The 24,130-nt window shown below is 39.7% G+C and carries 19 protein-coding genes; 6 read left to right on the plus strand and 13 right to left on the minus strand.

The features are described from left to right. Window positions 1-18: 18 nt before the first annotated feature. The 4 genes from IQ274_RS08280 to IQ274_RS08295 all read right to left on the minus strand — a co-directional run bounded on the left by IQ274_RS08280 (window position 19) and on the right by IQ274_RS08295 (window position 5,157). Window positions 19-1,215, minus strand: coding sequence for a hypothetical protein (locus tag IQ274_RS08280; protein WP_322745213.1), 1,197 nt, complete (start codon window positions 1,213-1,215; stop codon window positions 19-21). Window positions 1,216-1,394: 179 nt separating this feature from the next. Further along, window positions 1,395-2,657: a diaminopimelate decarboxylase family protein gene (locus IQ274_RS08285; protein WP_194141941.1), complete on the minus strand. Its 1,263-nt coding sequence runs from the start codon at window positions 2,655-2,657 to the stop codon at window positions 1,395-1,397. Continuing rightward, window positions 2,645-4,528 carry an asparagine synthetase B family protein gene (locus IQ274_RS08290; RefSeq protein WP_194141942.1) on the minus strand — a complete coding sequence of 628 codons (1,884 nt, stop codon included), beginning with the start codon at window positions 4,526-4,528 and terminating at the stop codon, window positions 2,645-2,647. The genes IQ274_RS08285 and IQ274_RS08290 overlap by 13 nt, the downstream gene beginning before the upstream one ends. 5 nt (window positions 4,529-4,533) lie before the next feature. Continuing rightward, window positions 4,534-5,157 (minus strand): DUF3859 domain-containing protein, encoded by a 624-nt coding sequence (locus tag IQ274_RS08295; RefSeq protein WP_179072203.1) that lies wholly within the window; start codon window positions 5,155-5,157, stop codon window positions 4,534-4,536. A 188-nt stretch (window positions 5,158-5,345) separates the two neighbouring features. Here IQ274_RS08295 and IQ274_RS08300 point away from each other — a divergent pair, with 188 nt between their 5' ends. Then, on the plus strand, window positions 5,346-6,377 hold the full coding sequence (locus tag IQ274_RS08300; RefSeq protein WP_194141943.1) for a VOC family protein: 1,032 nt from the start codon (window positions 5,346-5,348) through the stop codon (window positions 6,375-6,377). A 69-nt stretch (window positions 6,378-6,446) separates the two neighbouring features. On the opposite strand, the gene IQ274_RS08305 is transcribed toward IQ274_RS08300, so the two are convergent. After that, entirely contained in the window at window positions 6,447-6,698 is a 252-nt protein-coding gene (locus IQ274_RS08305) for a hypothetical protein (RefSeq protein WP_163931095.1), read from the minus strand. Between the two features lie 261 nt (window positions 6,699-6,959). Then, window positions 6,960-8,738, minus strand: a complete 1,779-nt coding sequence (locus IQ274_RS08310; protein ID WP_194141944.1) for an asparagine synthetase B family protein — start codon at window positions 8,736-8,738, stop codon at window positions 6,960-6,962. Window positions 8,739-8,863: 125 nt separating this feature from the next. Between IQ274_RS08310 and IQ274_RS08315 the strand changes: the two genes are divergently transcribed. Next, window positions 8,864-10,252 (plus strand): amidase, encoded by a 1,389-nt coding sequence (locus IQ274_RS08315; protein WP_194141945.1) that lies wholly within the window; start codon window positions 8,864-8,866, stop codon window positions 10,250-10,252. Here IQ274_RS08315 and IQ274_RS08320 read toward each other — a convergent pair. Together IQ274_RS08320 and IQ274_RS08325 are read right to left on the minus strand one after the other, a co-directional pair. Then, the gene (locus IQ274_RS08320) at window positions 10,224-11,333 is read right to left on the minus strand and encodes an LLM class flavin-dependent oxidoreductase (RefSeq protein WP_194141946.1); all 1,110 of its coding nucleotides are present in this window, start codon (window positions 11,331-11,333) and stop codon (window positions 10,224-10,226) included. The genes IQ274_RS08315 and IQ274_RS08320 overlap by 29 nt on opposite strands. 277 nt (window positions 11,334-11,610) lie before the next feature. After that, window positions 11,611-12,345, minus strand: coding sequence for a hypothetical protein (locus IQ274_RS08325; RefSeq protein WP_228058093.1), 735 nt, complete (start codon window positions 12,343-12,345; stop codon window positions 11,611-11,613). 172 nt (window positions 12,346-12,517) lie between these two features. Here IQ274_RS08325 and IQ274_RS08330 point away from each other — a divergent pair, with 172 nt between their 5' ends. The 4 genes from IQ274_RS08330 (at window position 12,518) to IQ274_RS08345 (ending at window position 17,389) form a co-directional block, all read left to right on the plus strand. Next, window positions 12,518-12,967, plus strand: coding sequence for a beta-lactamase hydrolase domain-containing protein (locus IQ274_RS08330; protein WP_194141948.1), 450 nt, complete (start codon window positions 12,518-12,520; stop codon window positions 12,965-12,967). A 448-nt stretch (window positions 12,968-13,415) separates the two neighbouring features. Continuing rightward, window positions 13,416-14,012 carry a nucleotidyltransferase family protein gene (locus tag IQ274_RS08335; protein WP_163931112.1) on the plus strand — a complete coding sequence of 199 codons (597 nt, stop codon included), beginning with the start codon at window positions 13,416-13,418 and terminating at the stop codon, window positions 14,010-14,012. A 115-nt stretch (window positions 14,013-14,127) separates the two neighbouring features. Continuing rightward, window positions 14,128-15,483 (plus strand): Rieske 2Fe-2S domain-containing protein, encoded by a 1,356-nt coding sequence (locus IQ274_RS08340; protein WP_194141949.1) that lies wholly within the window; start codon window positions 14,128-14,130, stop codon window positions 15,481-15,483. 502 nt (window positions 15,484-15,985) lie between these two features. Continuing rightward, window positions 15,986-17,389, plus strand: coding sequence for a hypothetical protein (locus IQ274_RS08345; protein WP_194141950.1), 1,404 nt, complete (start codon window positions 15,986-15,988; stop codon window positions 17,387-17,389). A gap of 81 nt (window positions 17,390-17,470) precedes the next feature. Here IQ274_RS08345 and IQ274_RS08350 read toward each other — a convergent pair whose 3' ends face one another. From IQ274_RS08350 to IQ274_RS08370, 5 genes are all read right to left on the minus strand, one after another. After that, entirely contained in the window at window positions 17,471-17,797 is a 327-nt protein-coding gene (locus IQ274_RS08350; RefSeq protein WP_194141951.1) for a hypothetical protein, read from the minus strand. Window positions 17,798-18,291: 494 nt separating this feature from the next. Further along, the gene (gene coaE / locus IQ274_RS08355; protein ID WP_194141952.1) at window positions 18,292-18,888 is read right to left on the minus strand and encodes a dephospho-CoA kinase; all 597 of its coding nucleotides are present in this window, start codon (window positions 18,886-18,888) and stop codon (window positions 18,292-18,294) included. 62 nt (window positions 18,889-18,950) lie between these two features. Continuing rightward, window positions 18,951-20,540 carry a uroporphyrinogen-III C-methyltransferase gene (cobA, locus tag IQ274_RS08360; protein ID WP_194141953.1) on the minus strand — a complete coding sequence of 530 codons (1,590 nt, stop codon included), beginning with the start codon at window positions 20,538-20,540 and terminating at the stop codon, window positions 18,951-18,953. A 69-nt stretch (window positions 20,541-20,609) separates the two neighbouring features. Next, window positions 20,610-21,839 carry a tetratricopeptide repeat protein gene (locus tag IQ274_RS08365; protein ID WP_194141954.1) on the minus strand — a complete coding sequence of 410 codons (1,230 nt, stop codon included), beginning with the start codon at window positions 21,837-21,839 and terminating at the stop codon, window positions 20,610-20,612. A 181-nt stretch (window positions 21,840-22,020) separates the two neighbouring features. Continuing rightward, window positions 22,021-24,072, minus strand: coding sequence for an ATP-binding protein (locus IQ274_RS08370; protein WP_416209831.1), 2,052 nt, complete (start codon window positions 24,070-24,072; stop codon window positions 22,021-22,023). Window positions 24,073-24,130 lie beyond the last annotated feature (58 nt).

The raw sequence follows: 24,130 nt of genomic DNA on the forward strand, positions 1-24,130 counted from the left end.
CTACGCATTCTGGCTAGATCAACCAAAACTTTGAACAACATACATATCATTACCAGTATCCCCTACTAAAAGCAAATTACTGTCATCACTTTCTAGATTTCGACTACCAGCAATACCCTTTTGCAGAACTTTAATCAGTCTTTGGGGAGTGAAAGATTCTAATTCCACAAACTTTCCAGATTCTAACCATGCTAATTCTTCAGCAGACAAACTTTGACGAACTTCTTGAGGTAATTGTTTAGCGGCTTGCGCCGAATCTGGAGAAGATTGAATGAACATTCCGCGTTTAGTAGCGATAATTTGACTTGGCGTTAATCCGATATCAATAATTGCAATCTCGCTATTGAGAAACCAACTAGCATTGCTTCTCAAATTATGAACTAAACCAATTCCTCGTGGATTGCAATCATGCACTGCATATACTTTTAAATCGGGATTGCGGCGTAGCATTTGCATTGTGGTGTCAAAAATGCTTTGTGGATATCCAGTAATGCTGAGAATTGCACAGTTATTTTCAAAGTGAAAATTATTAGCAATTAATAGTTGAGCAATATTAGCACTATCACAAACAACTAATCTATCAAAACTGTAAGCAGTCACATCAGGATTAACCGTAGCTGGTGTATTCTCCTCACGCGGAAAAGGTAGGATTTTAAGAATTGAACCATTTATTTTCTGCCATCGGTTTAACCAACCTTGAAAATCATTTTGAGAAAATAAAAACTCCTGTGCAAATTTAGTTTGTCCTAGCTGTCGAGTTCCCCAGTATATCGACAGCATTCCTAGAATAACGACGATGACAAATAGACTAAACGAGTTATATATAATTAAGCTGGCATAAATTCCCACAGCAATAATCATACCTCCTATTATTTGGAAACATCGAGCATACTTTTGGCGAGAGTTAATGTTTATTTTGTTTGATATAGATTTTTTATATAAATATAATAAAAAGCATATATTAAATAGAAGTGATGCTATTAACCAAGAATTAGCACCAAACACTAACGAAGCAAAGCTACCTATAAACCCTGGCACCCAAATATTAAAAAATAAATATATAAACAACAAACCAAATATTGAAATAGACTTGACTTTTACCCGGCTATCTAATAAGTAAAAAAGCTGCTTGGGAGTGAAAAATAAGGTATTATTTGCAGAAATATCAGCGATCGCCTTTGCAAAAAAAGGGTCAGTAATCTTAACACTACTCATACTGGTCGGTTCAAAAGCAAAGGTGTGATTGCATTTTATACACCGACCTTGATTAGCTGTCCGGTCTTTTAGTTTATTGTCAGTTCCGCAGTTAATGCACTTCATAATGGTTGCCCAATGTTATTTATTAATTGTTAGCTAATACGCTTCAGGTGAGGCTTGATCCCCTCTAACCCCCCTTAAAAAAGGGGGGAATTATCAAGAATCTGATTTGTTAGTAAAACACTGTAGTCTTCCCGCTTGCGAATCAAGCGATGTGTGCCATTTTCTAGCAAGACTTCAGCAGGTTTGGGGCGGTGTAAAAAGTGAGACGACATGGCATAACCATAAGCACCGACATCTAAAATGGCAACGATATCACCAATTTCTAACGCTGGGAGTTGGCAATTTTTACCCAAATAATCTCGTGAATAGGTGGTGTTACCACAAATATCAGTTGTGAATAGAGAGTGAAGATTGTCTGCTTGCTTCCAGGTGACGATTTCTCGGTAGCCACCGTGTACTGATGGTACTGAAAGATTGGCAACTGTGGTATCAACTCCGACAATCTGTTTTTCTCCTTGCCATTTCACAGAAACAACTTGAGCAAGCAAAGTTGCACATCCTGCGATCGCACTTCGTCCCGGTTCAATCACCAAATCAATTTTCCGCCCTAAATGAGTAATTCTCTCGCTTAACTCAGCGCCAAAAACTTCCCAGTCAAAGGCTGTTTTATTGTGGTGATATGGATAGCCAAAGCCACCACCAAAATCTAAATATTCCCAATCTGGTAACAGTTGTGCTGTGGCCATGACTGCATCAATCACATGGATAAATGCTTCTGTGGCATTGGTTCCAGTCCCTCGATAAAAGTGTAAACCACTCAGCTTTAATCCCACTTCACGAGTTAAAGCGATCGCATCACCAAATTCTTCAGGACGCACACCAATGCGGCTATCTCCGGTAATTTCGGGCAAATTGAGGCGTAAACCTAGCCGAATAGATTTCTCTCTGTGTTTGGGCAAAACTTTGCAGCATAACTGCAACTGAGCGAGACTATCGAGATTGAGTGTTGTAACTCCCCAATTTAAGACTTGTATCATCTCAGCCCGATTCAAATTGCTACCACTGTAAACAATCTCACTAGCATCGAAACCAGCTTGCAATCCCAGGTAGATATCTCCTGGCGTATTGGCGTGAAGTCCCCACCCAAATGAGCGAAAAATTTTTAACAGCGCAATGTTGCCATTGGTGACGCTTGCAAATCGAAATTGCGTGCAGGGATAACTGACTGCTTTAGTAATGCGCTCAATAGTTTCGCGTAAGCGATCGCCATTATAAATATAAAGAGGAGAACCATAAGTACTCAGCAACTCCTGGGCAAGTTCCTCAGAAAATGGGAGAGACAAGGGGATTAATTGTTGACTCCTAACTCCTAACTCTTTTTTATCTAACCTTGCCATCGCTTGTAATTTCTCCATAGCCAACGATGTAACCAAAAAGGATGATCCAGGGACTGTTTACTTAGTTCTTCATTTAAAACATGCGATCGCCAAAGTTGCCACATAATAAGTAACCAGAGAGTCTCACCAATCCGTCGGCCTTGAATAGCTGCTCCTAGTTTGCCTTCAACGATTTGGGCCGCAATGTGAGGATAAAAGTGATTGTTGGTGCGAAGTGTCTCTGGATTGAGCCAGATGCCTAGTTGATGCCAAAAATCATTTAAACACCAAGAAGTTAAAGGAACCCCCATCCCTCGCTTTTGTCGCCAGACAATTTCAGGTGGGAGCCAACTTTCTACAGCCCGCTTGAGGATATATTTTTCACAAGCTCCTTGCAAACAGAGTTCTCCAGATAGGCGGAATGTCCATTCTGCCAAAGGTAAATCACAAAAAGGCGATCGCACCCACAACCCATGAGCAAACCCCAATGCAGTCGCACGAGGATGGATATTCTGCGCCCCTTTGAGCATTAGACTGGCACGCCGGAGGCGATGCAGCAAAGATGGACACTCATCACGATTAAGAGCCGCCAACAGCCAATCTTCGGGATGCAAATTTTGGATCTGTGCATAAGCCTCTGGCTGATAAACCTGAGATTCGTATCCCCCAAGACGGTGAAAGGTGCGGAGATATTGCTGGATAAAAGTTTCCTGTCCTGCGGGATTTTCTGCCTGATAAACACCTGCGGCAATTAAAGGTTTGTTCGTCCAACCGGCAAATAATTGATCTCCACCTTCGCCGTTAAAAACTACCTGAGTTTCTTGACTTGCCCTTTCAGATAAGAGATACAACGGAACACACACGCCATCTCCAAAGGGTAAATCTAATGCTTGCACAGTGTGAATTAGGGCATTCTTGATGGAACTTGGGGTTACTGCAACTTTAATAAGCGGAATTTTGAGAAACTGGGCAACTTGTTCAGAGTATGGATATTCTGGAATGCCTACATCACCAAAATCTAAAGTGTAAGCGCGGACTTTCACCCCTGCTTGTACCAGCAGCGCCGCCACCACTGAAGAATCGAGTCCGCCAGAGAGAAATACCGCAACAGGTTCATCCTTTAAATCGGCAATCTGTCGTTCAATGGAATTTTTAAGGAGAGTTTGCAATTCGGTAATTGCTGTAGCTTCATCTGTTAACTGTTCTGGGGCTTCCCGCCACGAGTAGATGTGCTTAGATTTAAGTGTTTGCAGCTTACCTGATTGAGAATCACTCTGCCAAACTAATTCAGTTCCCGCCGTCACTGCAAACACTTCCTTAACAGGGGTTAAGGGTGTGGGAACGTAAGAAAAACAGCTATAGCCATATAACCCAGAAATGCTAACTTCTGACTGTTGAATAATCGGTAAGAGTAGTTGCAGTTGTGATGCAAACCAGATAACTTGTCCTTGCTGAGTCCAATACAAGGGCATCTTTCCGAAAGGTTCTCTACCCAAAATCAGGCAGTTATTTTCTTGGAGATTTACCCAAGCATCGGGTGAAGTTAATAATCCTGATGCCGAAATAGCAGCAATTTGATTTTTAGGACTTACACATAAGAGATCCCCCAACCCCCTTAAAAAGGGGGCTTTTAATGTTCCCCCCTTTTTAAGGGGGGTTAGGGGGGATCTAAATTTCAGATGTTCAGCGTCTAAGTCCTGCTTTTTTTGCCGTCCGAAATGCCCATCAAGTCCTATATAAACAACATTCCAGATGGGAAAATTCAAAGCCTCTCCCCTACAACGGGAGAGGTTTGGAGAGAGGTTTTCTAAAATACTATTTAACAGCGCCTCCAACTCATGTTGAGCGCCATAACCCCAATAGCCAAGAAAGTGATGCGGTATGTTGCCCATCTGGACTATTTCACTTCAAAGGTTTCATCACTAATCTGTCGACCTTCCAGCAACATCTGCACCTTCCAATTGCCAACAGTTGCAGCCGGATTAATCGTGTAGCGACATTGGGTATCCCAGACAGACGTATTAATTTCGCGGGTTTGATAACTGTTCTGCTTGACAATTTGACCACTTGGGTCAATCCAATTACAGGAGAGAGCCAGCTTTTTACCCAAGGGTGCATCTTTTAAAGTGACATGGTAAAAAATTTCTGGATTGGTTTGGCGGGAAATTGTCTTCAAGTCACCGCCAGTATTTGATACCAAGGTAATGCGGTCTTGTTGAGCAGAAACACGAGAGAGTGCAGAATTCTGTCGCTGGATGAAAAATATTGTAGATGCACTCATTATCACTAAGAATGCCACAACTCCAGAGGTAATCCATCGATTCCGGCGTTGCTGTACCTCCAGTGCTTGGCGGCGATTTAACTGAATCAGCGCTTCATCTAGCAACTCAGGCGGTAAATTCAACTCCTGTAAAATTTCTCTAACCTGCTGTTGGTCTAGCTCCGCTTCTCGACGCACTTGCAGACCTTCTACTTCGGTAACTATTTGTGCTAATTGCTCTTGAGTCAGTCGCTGCGTCATAGCTTAACTCCTGTTAAAAAACTTGATGGCGATTCTTGATTACGTGCAATCAGAAGAACTCTATACTCACTTTTCTAGGTACATCATAAGCTACAACCTAAAGTTGTTGCTTTTCGCATTCTTTCTGAGATATCTTTCCGAAAGCTTTATTTATTTGACCAATCTAAAATCTAAAATCCCAAATTGTTATGGCTCAAGAACAACAAACCGCAATTGAAGGTATCTATGAAGTCTGTATAGGCATTCCGGAACCAATTTCTGCAATTCAGTATTGGGAGCAATTTGGCTATCGTATTGGTCAAGTGGGTGAATTAACCGCAGATGTAGCCTATCAATTATATGGAGTAAATTCGTCTTTACGGTCAATTCGCCTCTATCACCAAAATTCAGATCATGGTTTGATTCGGTTGATGGTTTGGCAAAACCCCACCCATGAAGGTTTGGGAATAGCATCGATGAAAATTAAGGGGAATCGCTGGGCGACAAGCTTAACGACAGATGTGTTAAGTATCTTAAATCATATAGAGGATGCAAAAGCCGCAGGTTTTCCTATTAGGCACTCTAATCCTTATTGGGAAGTCATTTACAACAAAGAGAGGAAAAGCCGTCCTTTTATTGAGCCAGCAGTTGGTGTACGAGAAATGTTGCTACTTCAACCCTTAGCTCGACAAGTTTTATTTCAACGCTTTGGCTATACACTACCGCATTACGGACAAGTTAATCAGAATGCTGCTCTCAAAGCTAGTCAGTTTACTCATATAGGAATCATCTCTCAAGATGACAGCAAAGAAACCCTTAAGTTTTATGAAGATGTCTTAGGTTTGCTGCGTGTGCGTGATGATGTCGAAACTAGCTATGAATCTTCGCCAGCAGGTCGAGATATTTTTGACCTTAACCCTGGTGAAAAGTTTATTGTTACTGCTTTTGATGATCCGCGTTCTTCTAAGTCTGACCTGATGGCTGCACGCAGTGGTAGACTTTATATTGTTCGATTCCCAGAATCTATTAATTTAGAATCGCGTTTTGAGGCAGCCCAACCAGGTAGCTTGGGTATGTCTTTATATACTTATCGGGTTAAGGGAATACAAGAGTATTGCGATCGCATTAAAGCAAGTACTGTACAAAAAGTTACAGATATTATTAGTAATGAGTTTGGCGAGACGAGTTTCTCTTTCATTGCGCCAGATGGCTACTTCTGGACTTTGCTAGAAGTTAATTAACTGGGCATTGGGCATTGGACATGGAATATTGATAGTTGTTGCCCATGCCCAATGCCCAAAAACTAGCTTTCATTTATTATTTACGCCAATAGACAGTTCCTTTTTACTATGTTTCAACTGTTTCCAAAGCGCCCTAATTTGCTCGTAAGCTTCTTCTGGAGATAGTTTTCCGCCTGTTTCTAGACAAGAGATGTAAGTAATCCTTTGAGCAAATTCTTGAAGGTTGGCATTAAATGCTAAAGTCTCTGGCTGGAATTTACCATAATATCGGCTACGAGGGTAAAGAAAGCTATTTTTATCTTGCGAGTTAGACTGTGTCATTAATTTGCTCTCTGTAATTCTTATTAGAGTTCTAGATTTTATTTTTATCTAAGTGTAAATACACACTAGTAAATTTCAATTCCAGAATGAAGTTAATATTGTAGTTAAAAAAATATTTTATTGACTAGTACAGTAGGGCACAAATCTGCTGGTAATATTAAGTTTTTTAGTGCTTATTTATACAAAAACTCAAGTTTTTACTACAAACTTATTTATTTCCCAAAGTTGGCTGTAGTTATCGCGTATTCTTTTTTGTTTTTACTACCGCACTTTTTGATTCACCTGTAACCAAATTTCTAAACTTGCAAGCAACCAAAGCTTTACTCCATAACGACTCCAAGTATCTCCTTGATAGTTTAACCAATTACGAATTGGTAACTGGTTCAAGTAAGGAGTGATAGCTGCATTCCTATTTAGTAATAAATCTCTAGCTTCTTGCTGCCAATATTTCCGAAATCCTAACTGCACAGGCACCATCATGCCACTTTTGGGACGATGAATAATTTCCTCTGGTAGAATATTTGCGCTCGTCAAGGACGTACCGTAGGTAATCGCTTGCTTTAAGACTGCTTTTTCTTCCACTCCAGAAAGCTTATACCCTGGAGGTATTTCCATACTTAAGTCTACTACTCGTTGGTCAAATAGGGGAGAACGACCATGCAAAAGGGCTGCTTGAGTCAAGTTACTGACTTTCGTCAGAATTTGGTCAGCACCTTTAAATTTGATGTTCATTGCCATCAAACGATTCAGATAGCTGGCTTGGGAATATAAATCTTCTTCAAAAACCCAAGGTGCTGTTTGTACCTCTATCAAAACCTCTGGTTTTAAAAGTTGGGGTAAGTCAACAGCGCACTTTTGAAAGGAAATTAAATAAGCTTGCAAAGCATTCTGATTGGTGACAGAGCCATATAAACTATTGATAAGCATTGGCTGATTTTTTGGCCCACCAAAACAGGGGTCGCCACCTTCGCCATTTAAAACTACTTCTACGCTTTCTCTCGCCAGTCGTCCTAGCAATAGGTTGGGAACAGTCAGTGGGTCGCCAATGGGGTCATCTAAATACGCCATTGTTTCCGGTAGGCGTGACCACATATCCTTAAAAGTAATTTCTAAAATGTGGTGCTGCGTCTGACAATGGGATGCAACGAGACTGGAAAATTCTAACTCATTGGGACATTCGGAACCGAAATGAATCGAGAAGGTGTGAACTGGTGCTTTGTGGAATTTCGCTGCTAAAGCAGTGATACAGCTAGAGTCCAAACCACCGGAAAGAAAAACGCCGACGGGTTCGTTTGCTGGGGGTAAATATTCTTGAACAACTTGGTCTAGGAGTTCTCGCAAGCGATCGCCATGCCATGCTAAAGGTTGATCTATTGCTACAATCTGTTCTTGAAGCTGCCAATAAGCTTCAACTTTGTGGTCGGGAAATTCTAAAACAGTTCCAGGTCGTAGTTCCCGCACCTGTTCCCAAAGCGTTCTTTCTCCTGGAACAAAGGCACAACAAAGGTAATCTCGCAACGCTACCAAATCTAATTCGGATGAACGGTTAGGTGATAAAGTTCTCAGTTGAGGCGCAATCCAACGAACTGAACCAGTGGTAGTGTAGTACAGGGTACGAACCCCGATGCGATCGCGAACCAACTTCAATACTTGTCTTTCTCTATCCCAAACCACTAGCGCAAACATCCCCACAAGTTGGTGAAGACATTCAAAACCCCATCGTTCCCAAAGATTGGCAACTAGTTGCAGATAACTTCCTTGAAAGCTATCCGGTTCAATCCCTAACTTTTGCAGTAACTGCACTTGGTTAGTTAACCAAACATCACCAACAACAACAAATCGTCCTCCAGAACTGATTGCTAATTTCTCCGTCAGAAATCCAGAAGTTGTACGTGGTAAAACTACAGAAAATTTTTCATCTCGCCAAGCTATATTTTCATAACCTTCATCAACTGTTCCCCAAGCTACGCGCCAGGTTGGGGGAGTCTTAATGAATTCGATTTTAGGAGATTTACGATTTTTAAACGCATCAAATAGCATGGTAAATTTTCAACGCATAATTTAGTCATTTTAGGCAGTTTTGAAATAAATAGACTACACACAAACCTTTCTCCAAAAAGGCTAATTATGCAAGTTAAATTTGGAACAGCTTACCTTTTTCCAAGATGCAAGCAGATTTTATCCCTAAAACGATCGCACAAGCAAGTCAGCAAATGCAAAGTGGCTTGCTAACTTCCAGGACGTTAGTCAAGCATTATCTCGCAAGTATCCAAAAGTTAAATTATACAGTCAATGCTTTGATTACAGTTTTAGAACAAGAAGCTATAGAATCTGCTATTCAAAAGGACTTTGAGCGAATCAACGGTCAACAATGCGGGTTACTACACGGCATTCCTATTGTTGTAAAAGATAATATTGATACAGCAGGAGTAAAAACTACTGTTGGTTCACAACTTTTTTGCGAACTGACAAATCAGGGCTGGTGCGATCGCATACCATTATCTGATAGTGTAATTGTCCAAAAGCTCAAGGCAGCAGGTGCGGTAATTTTAGGTAAGACAAATTTAAGCGAATTTGCGGCTGACCTTTCTGGAAACAATCTTTTTTATGGAAATACTTGCAACTTCTGGAACCACAACCACTCATCAGGAGGTTCTTCTAGTGGAAGTGCAACCGCTATTGCTGCACGCCTTTGTTTAGCTGGAATTGGTACTGATACTGGTGGTTCAATTCGAGTTCCCGCCAGTTGGTCAGGAGTGGTAGGACTACGCCCAACTTACGGATTACTTAGCAATGAAGGTATTTTTCCCCGCGCTCGTAGTTTTGATACAGTTGGTTTTTTGACAAATTGTGTAGAAGATATTGCCATTTTACTTGATGCTGTACTCTTCCCGCTCTCCACAAATTTCAAACAACTGTATCCTCTAACAACCAATATCAACGGCTTAAAATTGGGCATAGTTAATAACTATACATTTCGGGGAATTGAACCAGAAATTGCTAAGGCAATTTATAATGCCATATCCATCTTTAAAAAACTTGGAGCGAAAATTATCACTATAAATTCTCCATTTTTAATAGAGGAATTTGATGAGGTAACTTATTCCACTATTGCTCTTTATGAATTTCATCAAGCTTTGCAATCAGCTTATACTACAAACTCAAATATATTTGGATCTAAAGTAAAAAGCGATTTATCTAAAGGAGTAAAAATTTCTTATCACAGTTACAAAAAAGCAAAGCAGAAACAGGAAGAATGTTTTCTGCAACGGCAAAAACTGTTTCAGGAAGTGGATATTTTGCTAACACCCACAACACCAATGGTTGCACCTATTATTGACGCAGATGCTAAAATCTATCGATTCAATCAGCGATTTATGATACCTTTCAGTTTTCTGGGTTTACCTGCAATATCACTACCTTATGGACAAAGCAGTCAGGGTTTACCTATAGGATTGCAACTTGTTGGTAATTCCTATACCGAAGCTTTGATTTTAAGAGTTGCCTTTGCTTTCCAAGTTGCTACTACTTTCTCTGAAGATAGCTTTCTCTAACTAACGGTAAAACATTTCGTCCCACATTTTCGCACTCTTCTAAATGGGGATAACCAGACAAGATAAAAACTGTGATTCCCAAGTCTATGTATTCTAAAAGACGCTCTGCCACTTGCTGATAACTACCAACAATAGCCATTCCTGCACCACTTCGCACCACAGAAATACCAGCCCAAAGCAGTGGTTCAACATACCAATCTTCATCAGCATTTCCCCGTAATTCCCATTGTCGACTTTGACCGACACTTTCCCGCTTGGTATTGGGAAATTCAGTAATTCGTGCTTTAGCTAATACTTGTGGAGAAATTTTTGCCAGCATTTCTTTTGCTGTTTCCCTAGCTTCGATTTCAGTTGTTCGAGCAATAATATTAATTCTTAATCCATAACGTACCGCTTTTCTTCGTCCGCAATTGCTCACTAATTGCTGCATCTGGTTGATTCGGTCAGCTAGTTGTTGCCGTGCTTCTCCCCACATTAGATAAACATCTGCAAATTCTGCACCCACTTGTTGAGCCATCTCGCTTGCACCACCGAAATAAAATAACGGCCCAGACGGTTGCAGAGGTAATGTTTCTAACCGAGTTTGATTGAGCTGATAAAATTCTCCTTCATAGTCAAAGGGATTAGTTGTTGACCATAACTGCCGACAAATTTGCATAAATTCACAAGTGCGACGATAGCGGCTATCATGATCTAAATAATCACCATACATTGCCTGTTCTATTGGTCGTCCACCTGTGACAATGTTAAGAGAAAGGCGACCTTTACTGATATGATCTAAGGTAACAGCCATCTTTGCCAATACTGGAGCCGAATAAAAACCTGGACGCACAGCTACCATCGCTCCAGCATTAAGGGTAAGTGCTAAAACTGCCGTTGCTAAAGTCCAAGCCTCCATAATGTGGTGGTTGAAACCCATACCAATTAGAACCTGCCGGAACCCAAATCGTTCTGCTGTTTTAAAAATCTCAACTGTATACTCAAGACTGGGAGGACGTTCCCAAATGGGCAAACCTAAATAGAATCCATCCCCAGATACCGGAGCGCACCAATTAAATTCCAGTTTCTGTTTGGCAAACATTTATGCAAATTTTAAATTGCGATTCAATTATGCACTAGATTTTGAGCAAACTAAAAGTTAACAATGCGTGTTAATGCTCAGAATTGGTGCTGCCATCTAAAGATGATAGTGTATTGTATAGGACTCATATTTGATTTCTGAAAATATTCATTACAACTCAAAGAGGCTTCTTAACTGTTGCCTATTGCCATTGTTTCTTATACAAATAATTTGCGCGAACAGAAATCAAAGCGGATTTCTATAGTTATTACGAATTACGCACTATGAATTATTTAAATTAATTTTCAGATAGATATATTTTCATTTTAAGGCTCTCTTTTAGGCTGCTAAGGTAAGCTAACAGTGCATAAGTAAAAATCACAATTCCAGTCATTTCCAAAAATTCCTCAACCACTATACCAATTAACGTTATTAGGCTGCGTCGCCCAAAATCTTCTCTCAAAAGTCCACCCACCATTTCCATACCTAAAGTTCCACTCACATAAACAACTGCGGCAATTAGAAATAAATATCGTGTTTTGTAAGGGAGATGAAGCCAAAATTTTAGATATTTAAATGCAAAAACTCCCACTAGAATAGCACCAGGTATCACCCAGGTTTGGAAAAATATAGGATTGAGATTAAGCGATTCTCGCACTGACGGAATTATCAAAAGCTCGTGAAAACTAAATGCTTCATCCAAACTCAAATATACAAATATAAAATATAAGGTTTTCCAGCCAGAGAAATAGCGGTCTTCCGTCTTAATAGCGGTAATTGCTTTAAGTAATCCCGAACAAAATAATAGAGAAAATGCAGAATACCAGGCAGGAATATTCAATTCTTCATCTAAGCTAAATAGTTCGTAAAACCATTTGCTAGCTGGGAAGGAAAACTCCGTGAACCAGAAGTAGGCACTTAGAGCGCCTGCTAAGGTGAGGCAAATAACTGCGGCCATTAAACGTCGAGCAATTGTTTTAGCACACAGATGAATTGGTAGCTCTATGTTAAAATCTGATGCTTTTTGCTGCATACACATACTGAGCTAATTTCCTTTGTGCGGAATAAAATCATTAATAGGAAATTATCTCATATAGGCAAATGTTCTGAGCCAACTATTACAGAATCTTGAATTGAGGAAAACCCTAGATTTTTGAACGAAATTGCTAATATACTACATTAAGCCTATCTAACTAGTGTATTTTATGAGCAACACTAAAAAAGTTAGTGAAGACTTGAGCGCTGCTGGACAACCAACTCCTGAAGAGTTAAAACAGGCAGCCCAAGAGGGATTTAAGTCGGTGCTAAACCTGCGTTCTCCTGATGAACCAGGTTTTCTCGGTGATGAACAGCAGCAAGCCCAAGCTGCTGGATTGCAATATGCCAATATCCCTTTAAAGCCTTCAGAAGCAAATCAAGAGCTAATAGACACAGCAATCCAGGAGATTGAAAATTTACCCAAACCAATTTTAATTCACTGCGCGGCTGGAGCAAGGGCTGGTGGTATTGCCTTGATTTCCAATGCTATTAGCGAAGGTCTGACCTATGAAGAAATTAGTCAGAAAGCGCAAGAGCTTGGTTTAAATTTAGAACAACCGCATCTTAAGCAATTCTTGCTTGAGAAGTATCTCGCCAAGCAAGCAGAGCAAAGTTAGGGACTTGCAATAAAATACCAGTCACACTGGAACAATTGTGATATCGCATTTGGGTAATGTTTCAGAAATTTGCCAGAAACTTGCTTCTTTAATCCCAAACTTTGACTAAACTGATACTTGAGAATTGCCACAGTAGAGTTATCGTGTTAGCTTATTCAGGTCAAAAAGAATGTTTCATAAACGACTAAGCTTTTTCTACCTACAAGAAATATTCGAACAATCTCTGCAAGAGATAGCGATCGCCTAAACTATTCACTACTTAATAGCACAAATCACTGGAAAGCTTATGGACAAAAGCTTATTCCTCTTCTCCATAAGTATTCAGATGTGCAGATTCAACAGAAGCGATCGCACTGTCAATCCTAGCAGAAATTCAAGCAGTGCTGGCAAATCGCGTTGGTGGAATGCTGAGGTCAAGACTTGCCTCAATTCATGGAGAAGAAATCAAATGTCTGATGTAGGTCTAATTATTCTTGCTGCTGGTGCATCCACTCGTATGGGAACGCCAAAACAACTTCTACGTTATGGTGAACAGAGTTTGATTGGGCATGTAGTTCAAGTGGCGAATGCTTCAGTTTGCCATCCAATTATCGTTGTATTAGGGTCATACGCTGAACGTATCAAACCAGAGATTAACTCAGAACAAGTACATATTGTAGAAAATCCACTTTTAAGTGAGGGAATAAGTACCTCTATTCGTGTTGGCATAGAAGCCCTGAATATAATCAACAAAGAAGCAAAAGCTGTTGTTTTGATGGTATGCGATCAACCTTTTATTTCATCTCAACTCATCAATCAACTTGTTGAAGTTCACGAAACTACTCTTAATCCAATCGTTGCGTCACAATATGCAGACACTCTAGGTGTTCCTGCATTATTTAACCGCACTTTATTCACAAAACTAACTACACTAAGTGGTACAGATGGTGCAAAACATATAATTAAAAAATATCTTCAAGAAGCTTTAGCCATTCCTTTTCCAGAAGGTGTATTCGACTTAGATACTCCAGATGATTATGAGCAACTTTTGTTGAAGAATAATTAAGAAGTCAGAATTATCGTTTGTTGGGTAAAAATTAGGCGTTATGTGTAATTTTATGTTCAAAAATTAAATAGGAGTTTTCTATAAAAGTTAGAATGGCATAAACCTGGAGAAAACGATGACATTAGAAACAGAGATACTACAGGCGACATCATCAAATTCTACCTTTGAAACACCTGAGAATCAGCAGGAATTTAACTGGAGACAATCTTGGTATCCTGTCTGTTTTCTGAAAGATTTGCCTACAAATCGTCCTTATACTTTTTCGTTATATGAAGAACCCTTCGTTTTGTTCAAAGACCAAAATGGACAGCTTGTTTGTTTAACAGACCGTTGTTCTCACCGTGCAGCTAGACTTTCTGATGGACAAATTATTGACGGCAAAATAGAATGTTCGTACCACGGTTGGCAGTTTGGCAATAATGGTCAATGTCTACACATTCCCCAGTTACCAAGTGATGTAAAAATTCCGGTAAATGCTTGCGTGCCATCTTTTAAAGTCTTGGAACGTCAAGGTATCATTTGGATGTGGGCAGGTGAAGCCGAAACAGCTATTGATGAGCTAATTCCATCACTACCAGATTGGAACAAGCCGGAATGCTTCAACTTAGACTATGTACGTGACCTACCTTACGACCAAAGCTATTTTATTGAAAATATTATTGACCCAGCTCATGTTCCAATCAGTCATGATGGCATCATGGGCAGTCGAGAAGATGCCCAAGCTTTGGAAATAGAAGTCATTGAAAGCAACGTTCAGGGAATTAAGGGAAGGTGGCGACGAACACGGAAACCCAATCTGCCTTGGATTTCATTAGATTTCATTGCTCCTAATTTGATTCTTTACAAATTTGCTAATGCACAGCAAGGTAAATTTGGGGGCACAGCCTTGTATTCAATTCCACTAGGTAAGAATAGATGTCGGATTCTCATCAGAAATTATAGTAACTCTTTTACCCAAAAAACCAAGCTGATGCCTCCTTGGTTAGATCACATCTTGATAAGAAACAAAATCTTGGAAGGTGATTTGCAATTAGTTGTTGAACAAAAAGCACAAATTGAGCGTTTGAAAAAAAATCTCAAAGAAGTGTATTTACCTCTGAAGACATCTGATACTTTGGTGGTCGAGTATCGCAAGTGGCTGGATAAATTTGGATCATCTTTGCCGTTTTATCAAGGTTATTCCACCTCAAAAAATGTCGGTAATAGCGAGTCCGATGAGAAGTTGATAACATTAGACCGATTGTCGCAACATACAATTATTTGTCATTCCTGCAATCAAGCTTATCAAGTGACAAATAAAGTCAGACAAAGTTGTATAGGGATAGCGATCGCTTTAGCTGCTGTAGGGATACTTGCAGATGATTCTAGAATCAGAATAGCAGCAATATCGGTTTCTATAACAGCAATTGTAATATCCACTATGGCTCAGACACTCAAAACTCACTTTGAGCGTTCCTACACTCGTCACTAAAATCCTGACTGGGAGGAAATTCAAAGTCTCTCATTCTAGGCTAAGGTGTATACACATCTCTCTACAAAACCAAAATGCTATAGTTCCTCCTAAATCCTCCGATAAATTGGAGGACTTTGAGAGTTTTTTGCCCCCAATTTATCGCGGAACTGGGTGGAGTAGATCAAAACAACTTTAAAAGACTTATGTGTACACCGTAACCTAGAAAGAGAAAGATTTGGAGAGAGGTTTTCCAGAACCCGTGAAAAGTCAGCAGGAAATGGGTATTAAACCTCTTAATTTCAGATAATTGTTTATTAATGTGACCTTTGATAATGGGAATGAAAAATCAGTTTCACATAACGGTATGCTGTTAATACCAATTCTCTATGAAGATGCACATAACAAAACCCCCCTGTAGTTCCCCCTTGGCAAGGGGGGACGGCGACAGCCGGGGGGTAAATATATGCAGCTTCACAAAAAAACGGTATAAGTACCATTCTCATAAAAATTAATCTATCCCATGAAAAACACTTCTGCAAAGGAAAAGAATGCAGGCATTTCACGATTTGGCAAGCTTAATTTTAGAGTCACGAATAAACAGATTTTATTTAGCACCCTTATTCTATGTCTTGGTTTGCTGGGATTGGCTGGCTTATGGTTTAAATCCAGATATAAATTTGATAATAAGATGAGTGTAAACCTACAAGAATTCTCTAATGTCGATTATCCAGTCAATCCCGCACCCTTGGGTAAAAATTTTCAAAGATATTCTCAGAGAAAATTAACAGTTATTAAGAGAGATGATACACATTTCGATTTTGTGATTGAGCCAACAGACAACAAAACGGCGCAAATCATTATAAAAAATGTTGATTTAGAGCTATTAGTCCCTAAAGCACCAGAATGGGTTAAAAAAGATCAAGGTTTAGAAATAATCGCTTTTACAGACCGGGAGTGGAACAGACAACAGGTTAGTTTTCCTGCTAACTCACCAAATATAGAAATTAGCGGCGGAGATGGTTTTGAAAAGCAAAATTTGGTAGAAGTCGCTTTGGCTAATAATTGTTTAAATGCAGGGTTTTGGGAAATTTTACTTTTCACTAAAGAGGATGGTAATAAATCCCTTTATTATCAAAGTTGGTTTACCTTCCCGATGGGACATTACAAAAATATTTTTGAAAAAATTAATAATATTTCTTATTGGAAGCATTGGTGGAAATTAGAACACTGGCAAGATCCAAGTGGCACAATAGTCAAGAGTAACCTTCTGAGAAACGTACTCGATCAAAAAGAAGTTGCTACTGAATTCCCCCTTGATGAGAGGATAATTGTGTCGGGAGAGCAGAGTAGAAAAGTTAGAACTACATTAGCGAAAAATATTACAAAATGGAGAGATTTTTACGACGCTAAAAATGAAATTAAATTTGCCAGTTTTCGACCACCAGGATTTTACGATCAAAATAAGCCTTGGGGAAATCAATACTGGAGAATAGGTAAATTTGATAAAACTATTTTAAGGAACATTAAACCGATTGACATTGAACAAAATTTACAAGAAATTGAGTTAGTGTTCACAGATACTAAGACTAGTGAACAAAATAGATTACTCATCAGTGGCATTAATCTTAAAACGCTTCCTCAATTGCCTGTAGAAGAGTATCCTAAAGGTTTATATATGCCTATGGGAATTGGCATACCTCCTTTTTATCAAAGCTATGATGAATTAACGAAAAATCATCCAGATGTCAGCCCATACTTCAGTTTTTTAATAGATTCGCAGGAGCGATGGATAGATCATCACCATTTAGCTGTTGATGGTTCAGTGATGCACCTTGATAAAGATAACCCAAATCTTCTGCATCTTTACTTACTATCCTACGAAAGAAATACTTTAATAGCTCATTTTTTGATCGATTTAAAATAGATATATCCTTTCTCTTATTCGTCTAGCAAGATAGGAAAAATTTTCACAGATAGAATTGAAGTAACTGGTTGACTTTAATATTTAGTCAATCGGTACTTGCTTAAGCAAAGCTATCCACATATCAGATGGATCAGAATAATAATCAACTTCTTCTACTTGATATTGATAAGATTCACAACCTTCTCGTAAAATAACGCGATCGCAGGGTTTAACGCCTTTCCCTACTCCAGTCAGATATCCGATCATTCCTTGGTTGAGGCGCTCAAATACGTAGTCACTTCCCCACGCTAGTTGGCTATAATCGTGTATTTTATTTTTCTTCTTTAATTCACTTACTGGAAAGCTCACTAGAGCTAACTTGCTTAAAAAACTAAAACTTAAGTTCATACCTGTCCTGATCAAAGACATAAATGAGTTCTCCCAAAGAAGAAATCTATAACGAAGAGTTCTGGACTCTAAGTGAATCTCAATCATTTTTAAATCACCAATCCAGAATCGAACAGGTCGACAATCTAGTTAGAAATCAACCACATTGACAGTTAGTAAAGAAATTTATAACCCAATGTCCAATTAAGTGCCTGCACAGAATAACTAGCAAAATTAAATTACAAGCAGGTTGTCGATAAGATACTTAAAAGTAATTTTAAAATGAGATTAATAATTTGCAATTAATTTTTCTTAATTCTTAATTATTAGTCTTTAATTTTACTCTATATATCTTTTTATCAACAATCATTTCAATTTACAGTATCATCAACCGCAGATTCAACTGTAAAATCACCGAATTATTATATAAAGCTGGTCAGATATAAGATGTTTTTAATGGACTCGATCATCTAAAATGATAAGGCTTTTATGTCTTGAGAATGCAATCTATGTATATTTTTTAATATAGATAGCTTCTAGTCCCTACTTGTAGTTTTTAGAGCGACATCTATCTGCTTCAGTAGTCTTTCTAGGGTAGAAGAGTTATCTAAAACTATATCTGCACGAGCCACTTTTTCTTCGATAGATAATTGGCTGTTGATCCTGGCTTGCGCCTGTTCTCTATTTAAATGGTTTCGTTGTATCAATCTTTGTAGTTGTTGCTCTTGAGAACAACACACTACCCAAATTTCTGTAACCAAATCAGTCATTCTCGCTTCAAATAATAGAGGCACTACTAACACCAGTGTTTGCAAGGAAGATTGGTCAATTGCTTTGAGGAAGCGATCGCGCACATCAGGATGAATCAAATTGTCTATCCAGTTGCGTTCATCTTGACGATTAAAGATAATTTCGCCTAGCTTTTGGCGGTTGAGGCTGCCATCTGGTAATAAAATTTGTTCGCCGTAACGTTGAGCGATCGCACTCAGAATAGGCGAACCTAGAGATACTGCCTCTCTTGCATAAATATCTGCATCTAGAATCGGCAGGTTATAAGCGCTAGCTAAATAATTGGTGACAGTGGTTTTGCCTGTGGCAATACCTCCGGTTAAGCCGATTATACGTTTTGTCATTTGTCATTTGTCATTTGTCATTTGTCATTTGTTATTGGTCATTTGTTATTGGATGTTTAATATTAATAATTTGTTGCCCATGTTATTAGTGCTTGGGTTAAACCATCTAAAGTATATTCTTGGGCTTCTACATCTACACGTCCGAATAAAGCATGACAAGTTTTAGAGGTTTGAGGGCCGATAGAGGCAATACAAACGCTCTCTAAAAGTTGATTAACATCAGAGTTTTTGGGCAATATCTTCTCAGTTAGCTGATCGAAAAATTGTACAGTTTTAGAACTGGCAAAGGTAATTACATTTACCTTACGGTTTTGGAGAGCTAACTCTGCGGCAGGTGGAATATCACTAGGACAACAAGATTGATATGCAGCAACTTCAATTACTTTTGCTCCCTTGAGAGTTAATTCCTTAACCAAAACTTCTCTTCCGCCGCTTTCAACTCTGGGAAATAAAACTTTTTTACCATTCAGTTCCTCTGGAAAATTTTCTATTAAAGAATCGGCAACAAAGTTGGGGGGAATAAAATCTGCTTGGAGAGAGTATTGTTTGAGACTATTGGCTGTTTTCTCGCCAACGACGGCAATTTTTACACCTGCTAAGGCACGGGTATCTTTACCTTGGGCAATTAACCTTTCAAAAAAGTAATCTATGCCATTGCTAGAAGTGAGAATTAACCAGTCGAACTGAGATAAATGAGCGATCGCATCATCCAAAGCTTCCCAACTGGAAGGTGGGCCGATTTCTAAGGTAGGCATTTCGATGACTGTTGCACCTAATGTGATGAGGCGATCGCTAAATGTACTCGACTGTCCAACTGAACGTGTCACCAAGATTGTTTTACCAGTGAGGGGTTCGGGAGAGGCGGAGAGGTTGTTTAACATTGGAATTTGGGCTGTAGTCGAATCCTGATAATCTATTTTCTCAGGTTGTAAGTACTTATGTAGCCCAACAACTTCGCCAACAACAATTACCGCCGGCGAAAGTGATAATCCGGTGGTTTGTTCCAAAATATTGCCCAGTTGGGCTGTCCAAATTTTTTGACGAGGAGTTCCTGTCCAACGGATGATTGCAATGGGTGTTAAGTGCGATCGCCCGTGTTGTACCAGTTGATGTACAATCTCTGGCAGATGTTGCCCTCCCATCAAAATTACCAGTGTCTCTAAGCGTGAGAGTGCCTCCCAGTCTAAAACCTCTGGTTCATGAGCTGTAAGCACTGCAAAACAACGACTCAACACCGGATCTGTCAGGGGAATTCCTGCAAACAAGGGTGCTGCAAGGGCAGAAGAAATTCCTGGTATCAGTTCAAAATCACAACCAGATGCTTTCAACGCTTCAATTTCAGAAGTACAACGCCCAAAAATCAATGGATCGCCTGATTTGAGCCTTACAACTTGTTTTCCTTGCTGGCAATATTTTATTAGTAACTTGTTAATCTCAGTTTGGGTTGTACTAGGTTTACCACCACGTTTACCGACATCTAACTTCAAGCAATCAGGTGGTACACACTGCAATAATTGAGCATCTACCAGGGCATCGTAGACTAAAACCTGAGCAGCAGCCAAGAGATTGTAAGCTTTTACCGTCAGATATGCCACATCTCCAGGCCCAGCACCTACGAGGTAGACTTTGCCCTTTTCTTCAATCTTTGTCATTTGTCATTTGTCATTTGTTACTACTTCCCCATTCCCCATTCCCCATTCCCCATTTACCATTCCCTAAATTTAATTCGTTCGGATATTAATTTTTTGGATTAGCTGATCGACTTGCTCAACCATTTCCTTGTTGTCTTCAGCTTGGAATAACTCTTTGGCTTTTTTGAGATTAACGATCGCTTCTTCTAGCTGTTGTTCTCTTCCTAAAGTGATGCCCAAATTATAGTAAGTGAATGCATCATTGGGTACAAGGCTAATGGCTTTTTTGTAATGTGCGATCGCTTCTTGGGGTTTACCTTGATCGTCCATCGCATTTGCTAAACCTGTGTAAGCTTGTGCGTGTTTTGGATCGATGCGAATCGCTTCGGTATAGTCGGCGATTGCTTCAGTGAGCTTTCCTTGAGCGTAAAAAGCGCTTGCTAAATTATAGTGAGCGTCTGCATAGTTGGGTTCAAGGCTCAGGGCTTGTTTGTATTGTGCGATCGCTTCTTCTAGTTTGCCTTGAGCGTAGAGAGTATTTCCCAAGGCATTATAACCTGCGGGATTTTTTGGAGAGAGGCGAATGGCTGCTGTATATTCGGCGATCGCTTCTGCTGACTTTCCTTGAGCATACAAAGCATTTCCTAAGTAATAGTGAGCGTCTGCATATTTGGGATCAAAGCTAATGGATTTTTTGTACTGAGTCACTGCTTCTGCTAGCTCACCTTGATCGTACAGAGCATTTCCCAGACGTGTGTAAGTTGGGGCATAACTGGGTTTGAGGCGAATAGCTGCTGTATATTCGGTGACTGCTTCGGTTAGCTTACCTTGGGCGTAGAGAGCATTTCCTAAGTTATAGTGAGCGTCTGCATAGTTGGGTTCAAGACTGAGGGCTTTTTTATATTGGGCGATCGCAGCTTCTAACTGATTGAGCCTTGCTAAAGTTAAACCCAAATTAAAGTAGGCTCCAGAGTCATGAGGATCGAGGCTGATGGCTTTTTTGTAATGTGCGATCGCTTCTTGGGGTTTGCCTTGATCGTCGAGAGTATTTGCCAAAGCAATATAAGCTTGCACAAAGTTGGGTTCCAGTTCAATGGCTTTGCGAAAAGCCGCCTCTGCTCCTTTGAAATCTCCTTGTTTGTATAAATTACTTCCTTGCTCAAAGTTAGCAACTGCGTTTTTGTTGCCAGGAAGTGCTGCTCGATTTGAGTCTGGAATTTTTGATAAAACAACGCCAACATCTTTACCAAAAGCAGTAGTGTCATTACTCAAACACAAGCAGATAATAGCTGCTACCAGTACATTCTTGTTTTTCAGCATTTTTATTACCTTACCTGCTTGGTTTATATTTAATATCGACTTGTATAGCTTTGGCGTAGTTATAGCAGGAATTATAGGTTATTAGCCTAACTTGATACAAGTGGATTCTCATCTAATTGTCCATTTGCATACAAAATATGAGGCTTTATTACGAGTAAAAAGTTGTTTACTAAGTAATTATTTACACTTTTGTTTCGACAATTCGAGTAATGGCTGCAATTAATTCTTCTGGGTTAACAGGCTTGGATAAATGCATTTGAAACCCAGCTTTTAGCGCTTCTTGCTGGTCATCGTTTCTAGCAAAAGCAGTCAAGGCAATTGCTGGGATTTGTCCACCTTGTTCTGGTGTCAAAGTTCTCACTTGATGTATTAACATATAGCCATCCATCTCAGGCATACTAATATCGCTGACCAAGACATCTGGCTTTACCAGTGCTAGGGTTTGTAATGCTTCATAAGCGGAAGATACCGCAATCACAAAAGCTCCATCTTCCTCTAGTACAAAAGCAACAAAATCTCGTGAATCAGTATCATCATCTACAACTAAAACTCGGATGCCACTGAGGGGTAAGGAGTTAGAAGTTAAGGGTACAGCATAGTTTTGTTTATCCGTTATGCTTCGGCTTTCATCTGGCAGAAGCGGCAAACTAACAGTAAATATTGCCCCTTTACCCTCACCTTCACTCTTCGCTTTGACAATACCGCCATGTATTTCGACGATATTACGCACAATTGCCAACCCCAATCCTAATCCACCAAAATTTCTCGTAGAGGTGCTATCTGCTTGACGGAAGTAATCAAAGACGAATGGCAAAAACTCAGGGCTGATTCCCTTACCTGTATCGCTAACTATAATTTGAGCATAACCATCGGCTTGCTCTAATCGCACTTCTATTTTTCCTCCCTTGGGTGTAAATTTGAGAGCGTTAGAAAGGAGATTCCAGACGACTTGCTGCAAACGAGTCGAGTCGCCCATAACTTGTCCCACATCCGGTTCAAATACTGTACTTACCTCAATTAACTTTGTTTCTGCCGCTAAACGCATTGTTTCTATTGACGACAATATCGTAGACTCTAGGTTAATCTTCGTAATATTCAGCGTCAGTTTGCCCTGTAAAATTCTGGAGATATCCAGCAAGTCTTCGATGAGTTGAACTTGTAAATTGGCATTCCTCTCGATTGTGGCTAGTGCTTCCGATGTCTTTGCTTGGTCTAACCTCCGACTTTGCAATAATTTTGACCAGCCAAGAATTGCGTTTAGTGGAGTGCTTAGTTCGTGAGATAGGATGGCTAAAAATTCATCTTTAATTCGATTGGCTGTTTCTGCTTTAGCTCGTGCTATTTGTTCTAATTCCAGCAAGTGCGCCCGTTCTTCAAGTATTTGTTTTTGTTCGTGGATATCTGTACATGTCCCAAACCACTTAACTACAATACCTTGCTCATCTTTAAGCGGTAAAGCTCGTGCCAATTGCCAACGATAGGAACCATCAAAAGCCCGTTTGAAGCGATATTCATTGTTATATATAGTGCCATTTTTTACAGCATTAGACCATACTTCATCTGCATTTTGGATATCATCTGGATGCAATGCAGCTAACCAACCAGAACCCAAGGACTGCTTTAATGTTAACCCAGTATATTCACACCAATTTTGATTAAAGAAATCACATTCACCGTTAGCATCAGTTGTCCATACAAGTTGAGGAATTGCCTCGGCTAGATAACGGTAACGTTCTTCACTTTGTCGGAGAACTTCTAAAATTCGTTGGCGTTCAAGGATTTCTTGTTGTAATTGCTCGTTGGTTTTGGTAATTTCATTGGTGCGAATAGCAACCATTTCTTCTAAATGATTTTGGTATTTTCGCAGTTCCTTTTCTACCCGTAAGCGTTCGGCTATTTGTGTTTGAAGCTCTTGATTTGCTTGTTCTAGTTGAGCAGGGCTAGGAAGTGCTAATGCTTGTGGAACTAAAGACACAAGTTGTACTGCTGTAATTACAGATATCATGGCAGTTACCGCTTTGACAAACCCTGATACCCAATAAGTTGGATGCCAAAGTGTCCAAATCTCTATTAAATGAGTAGTGCCGCAAGCCACAATAAATGCACTAAACAGCAAAAATATCCAATCAAAGGGTAAATCCTGCCGCTTACGGACAAAGTAAAATAACGTGAGTTCGACGGAACTAAAAAATGGCAGGAGGTAGAGCAGGCAAATCTTTTGGGTAAATATCAATCGACGGTTTTTTGGGCAAATAGGTGTAAGCAGCTAAACCAGCCATCAAGTTAACCAA

The organism is Nostoc sp. LEGE 12447, assembly GCF_015206985.1.
GTDB lineage: Bacteria > Cyanobacteriota > Cyanobacteriia > Cyanobacteriales > Nostocaceae > Nostoc.

Bases quoted from the DNA above. Each gene is read 5' to 3' on its own strand.
- IQ274_RS08305 (WP_163931095.1), bottom strand. From the start codon at position 6,698: ATGACACAGTCTAACTCGCAAGATAAAAATAGCTTTCTTTACCCTCGT.
- IQ274_RS08290 (WP_194141942.1), bottom strand. From the start codon at position 4,528: ATGGGCAACATACCGCATCACTTTCTTGGCTATTGGGGTTATGGCGCT.
- IQ274_RS08365 (WP_194141954.1), bottom strand. From the start codon at position 21,839: ATGCTGAAAAACAAGAATGTACTGGTAGCAGCTATTATCTGCTTGTGT.
- IQ274_RS08335 (WP_163931112.1), top strand. From the start codon at position 13,416: ATGTCTGATGTAGGTCTAATTATTCTTGCTGCTGGTGCATCCACTCGT.
- IQ274_RS08320 (WP_194141946.1), bottom strand. From the start codon at position 11,333: ATGTTTGCCAAACAGAAACTGGAATTTAATTGGTGCGCTCCGGTATCT.
- IQ274_RS08310 (WP_194141944.1), bottom strand. From the start codon at position 8,738: ATGCTATTTGATGCGTTTAAAAATCGTAAATCTCCTAAAATCGAATTC.
- IQ274_RS08330 (WP_194141948.1), top strand. From the start codon at position 12,518: ATGAGCAACACTAAAAAAGTTAGTGAAGACTTGAGCGCTGCTGGACAA.
- IQ274_RS08350 (WP_194141951.1), bottom strand. From the start codon at position 17,797: ATGTCTTTGATCAGGACAGGTATGAACTTAAGTTTTAGTTTTTTAAGC.
- IQ274_RS08315 (WP_194141945.1), top strand. From the start codon at position 8,864: ATGCAAGCAGATTTTATCCCTAAAACGATCGCACAAGCAAGTCAGCAA.
- IQ274_RS08345 (WP_194141950.1), top strand. From the start codon at position 15,986: ATGAAAAACACTTCTGCAAAGGAAAAGAATGCAGGCATTTCACGATTT.
- IQ274_RS08280 (WP_322745213.1), bottom strand. From the start codon at position 1,215: ATGAGTAGTGTTAAGATTACTGACCCTTTTTTTGCAAAGGCGATCGCT.
- IQ274_RS08325 (WP_228058093.1), bottom strand. From the start codon at position 12,345: ATGCAGCAAAAAGCATCAGATTTTAACATAGAGCTACCAATTCATCTG.
- IQ274_RS08295 (WP_179072203.1), bottom strand. From the start codon at position 5,157: ATGACGCAGCGACTGACTCAAGAGCAATTAGCACAAATAGTTACCGAA.
- coaE (WP_194141952.1), bottom strand. From the start codon at position 18,888: ATGACAAAACGTATAATCGGCTTAACCGGAGGTATTGCCACAGGCAAA.
- IQ274_RS08340 (WP_194141949.1), top strand. From the start codon at position 14,128: ATGACATTAGAAACAGAGATACTACAGGCGACATCATCAAATTCTACC.
- cobA (WP_194141953.1), bottom strand. From the start codon at position 20,540: ATGACAAAGATTGAAGAAAAGGGCAAAGTCTACCTCGTAGGTGCTGGG.
- IQ274_RS08300 (WP_194141943.1), top strand. From the start codon at position 5,346: ATGGCTCAAGAACAACAAACCGCAATTGAAGGTATCTATGAAGTCTGT.
- IQ274_RS08285 (WP_194141941.1), bottom strand. From the start codon at position 2,657: ATGGCAAGGTTAGATAAAAAAGAGTTAGGAGTTAGGAGTCAACAATTA.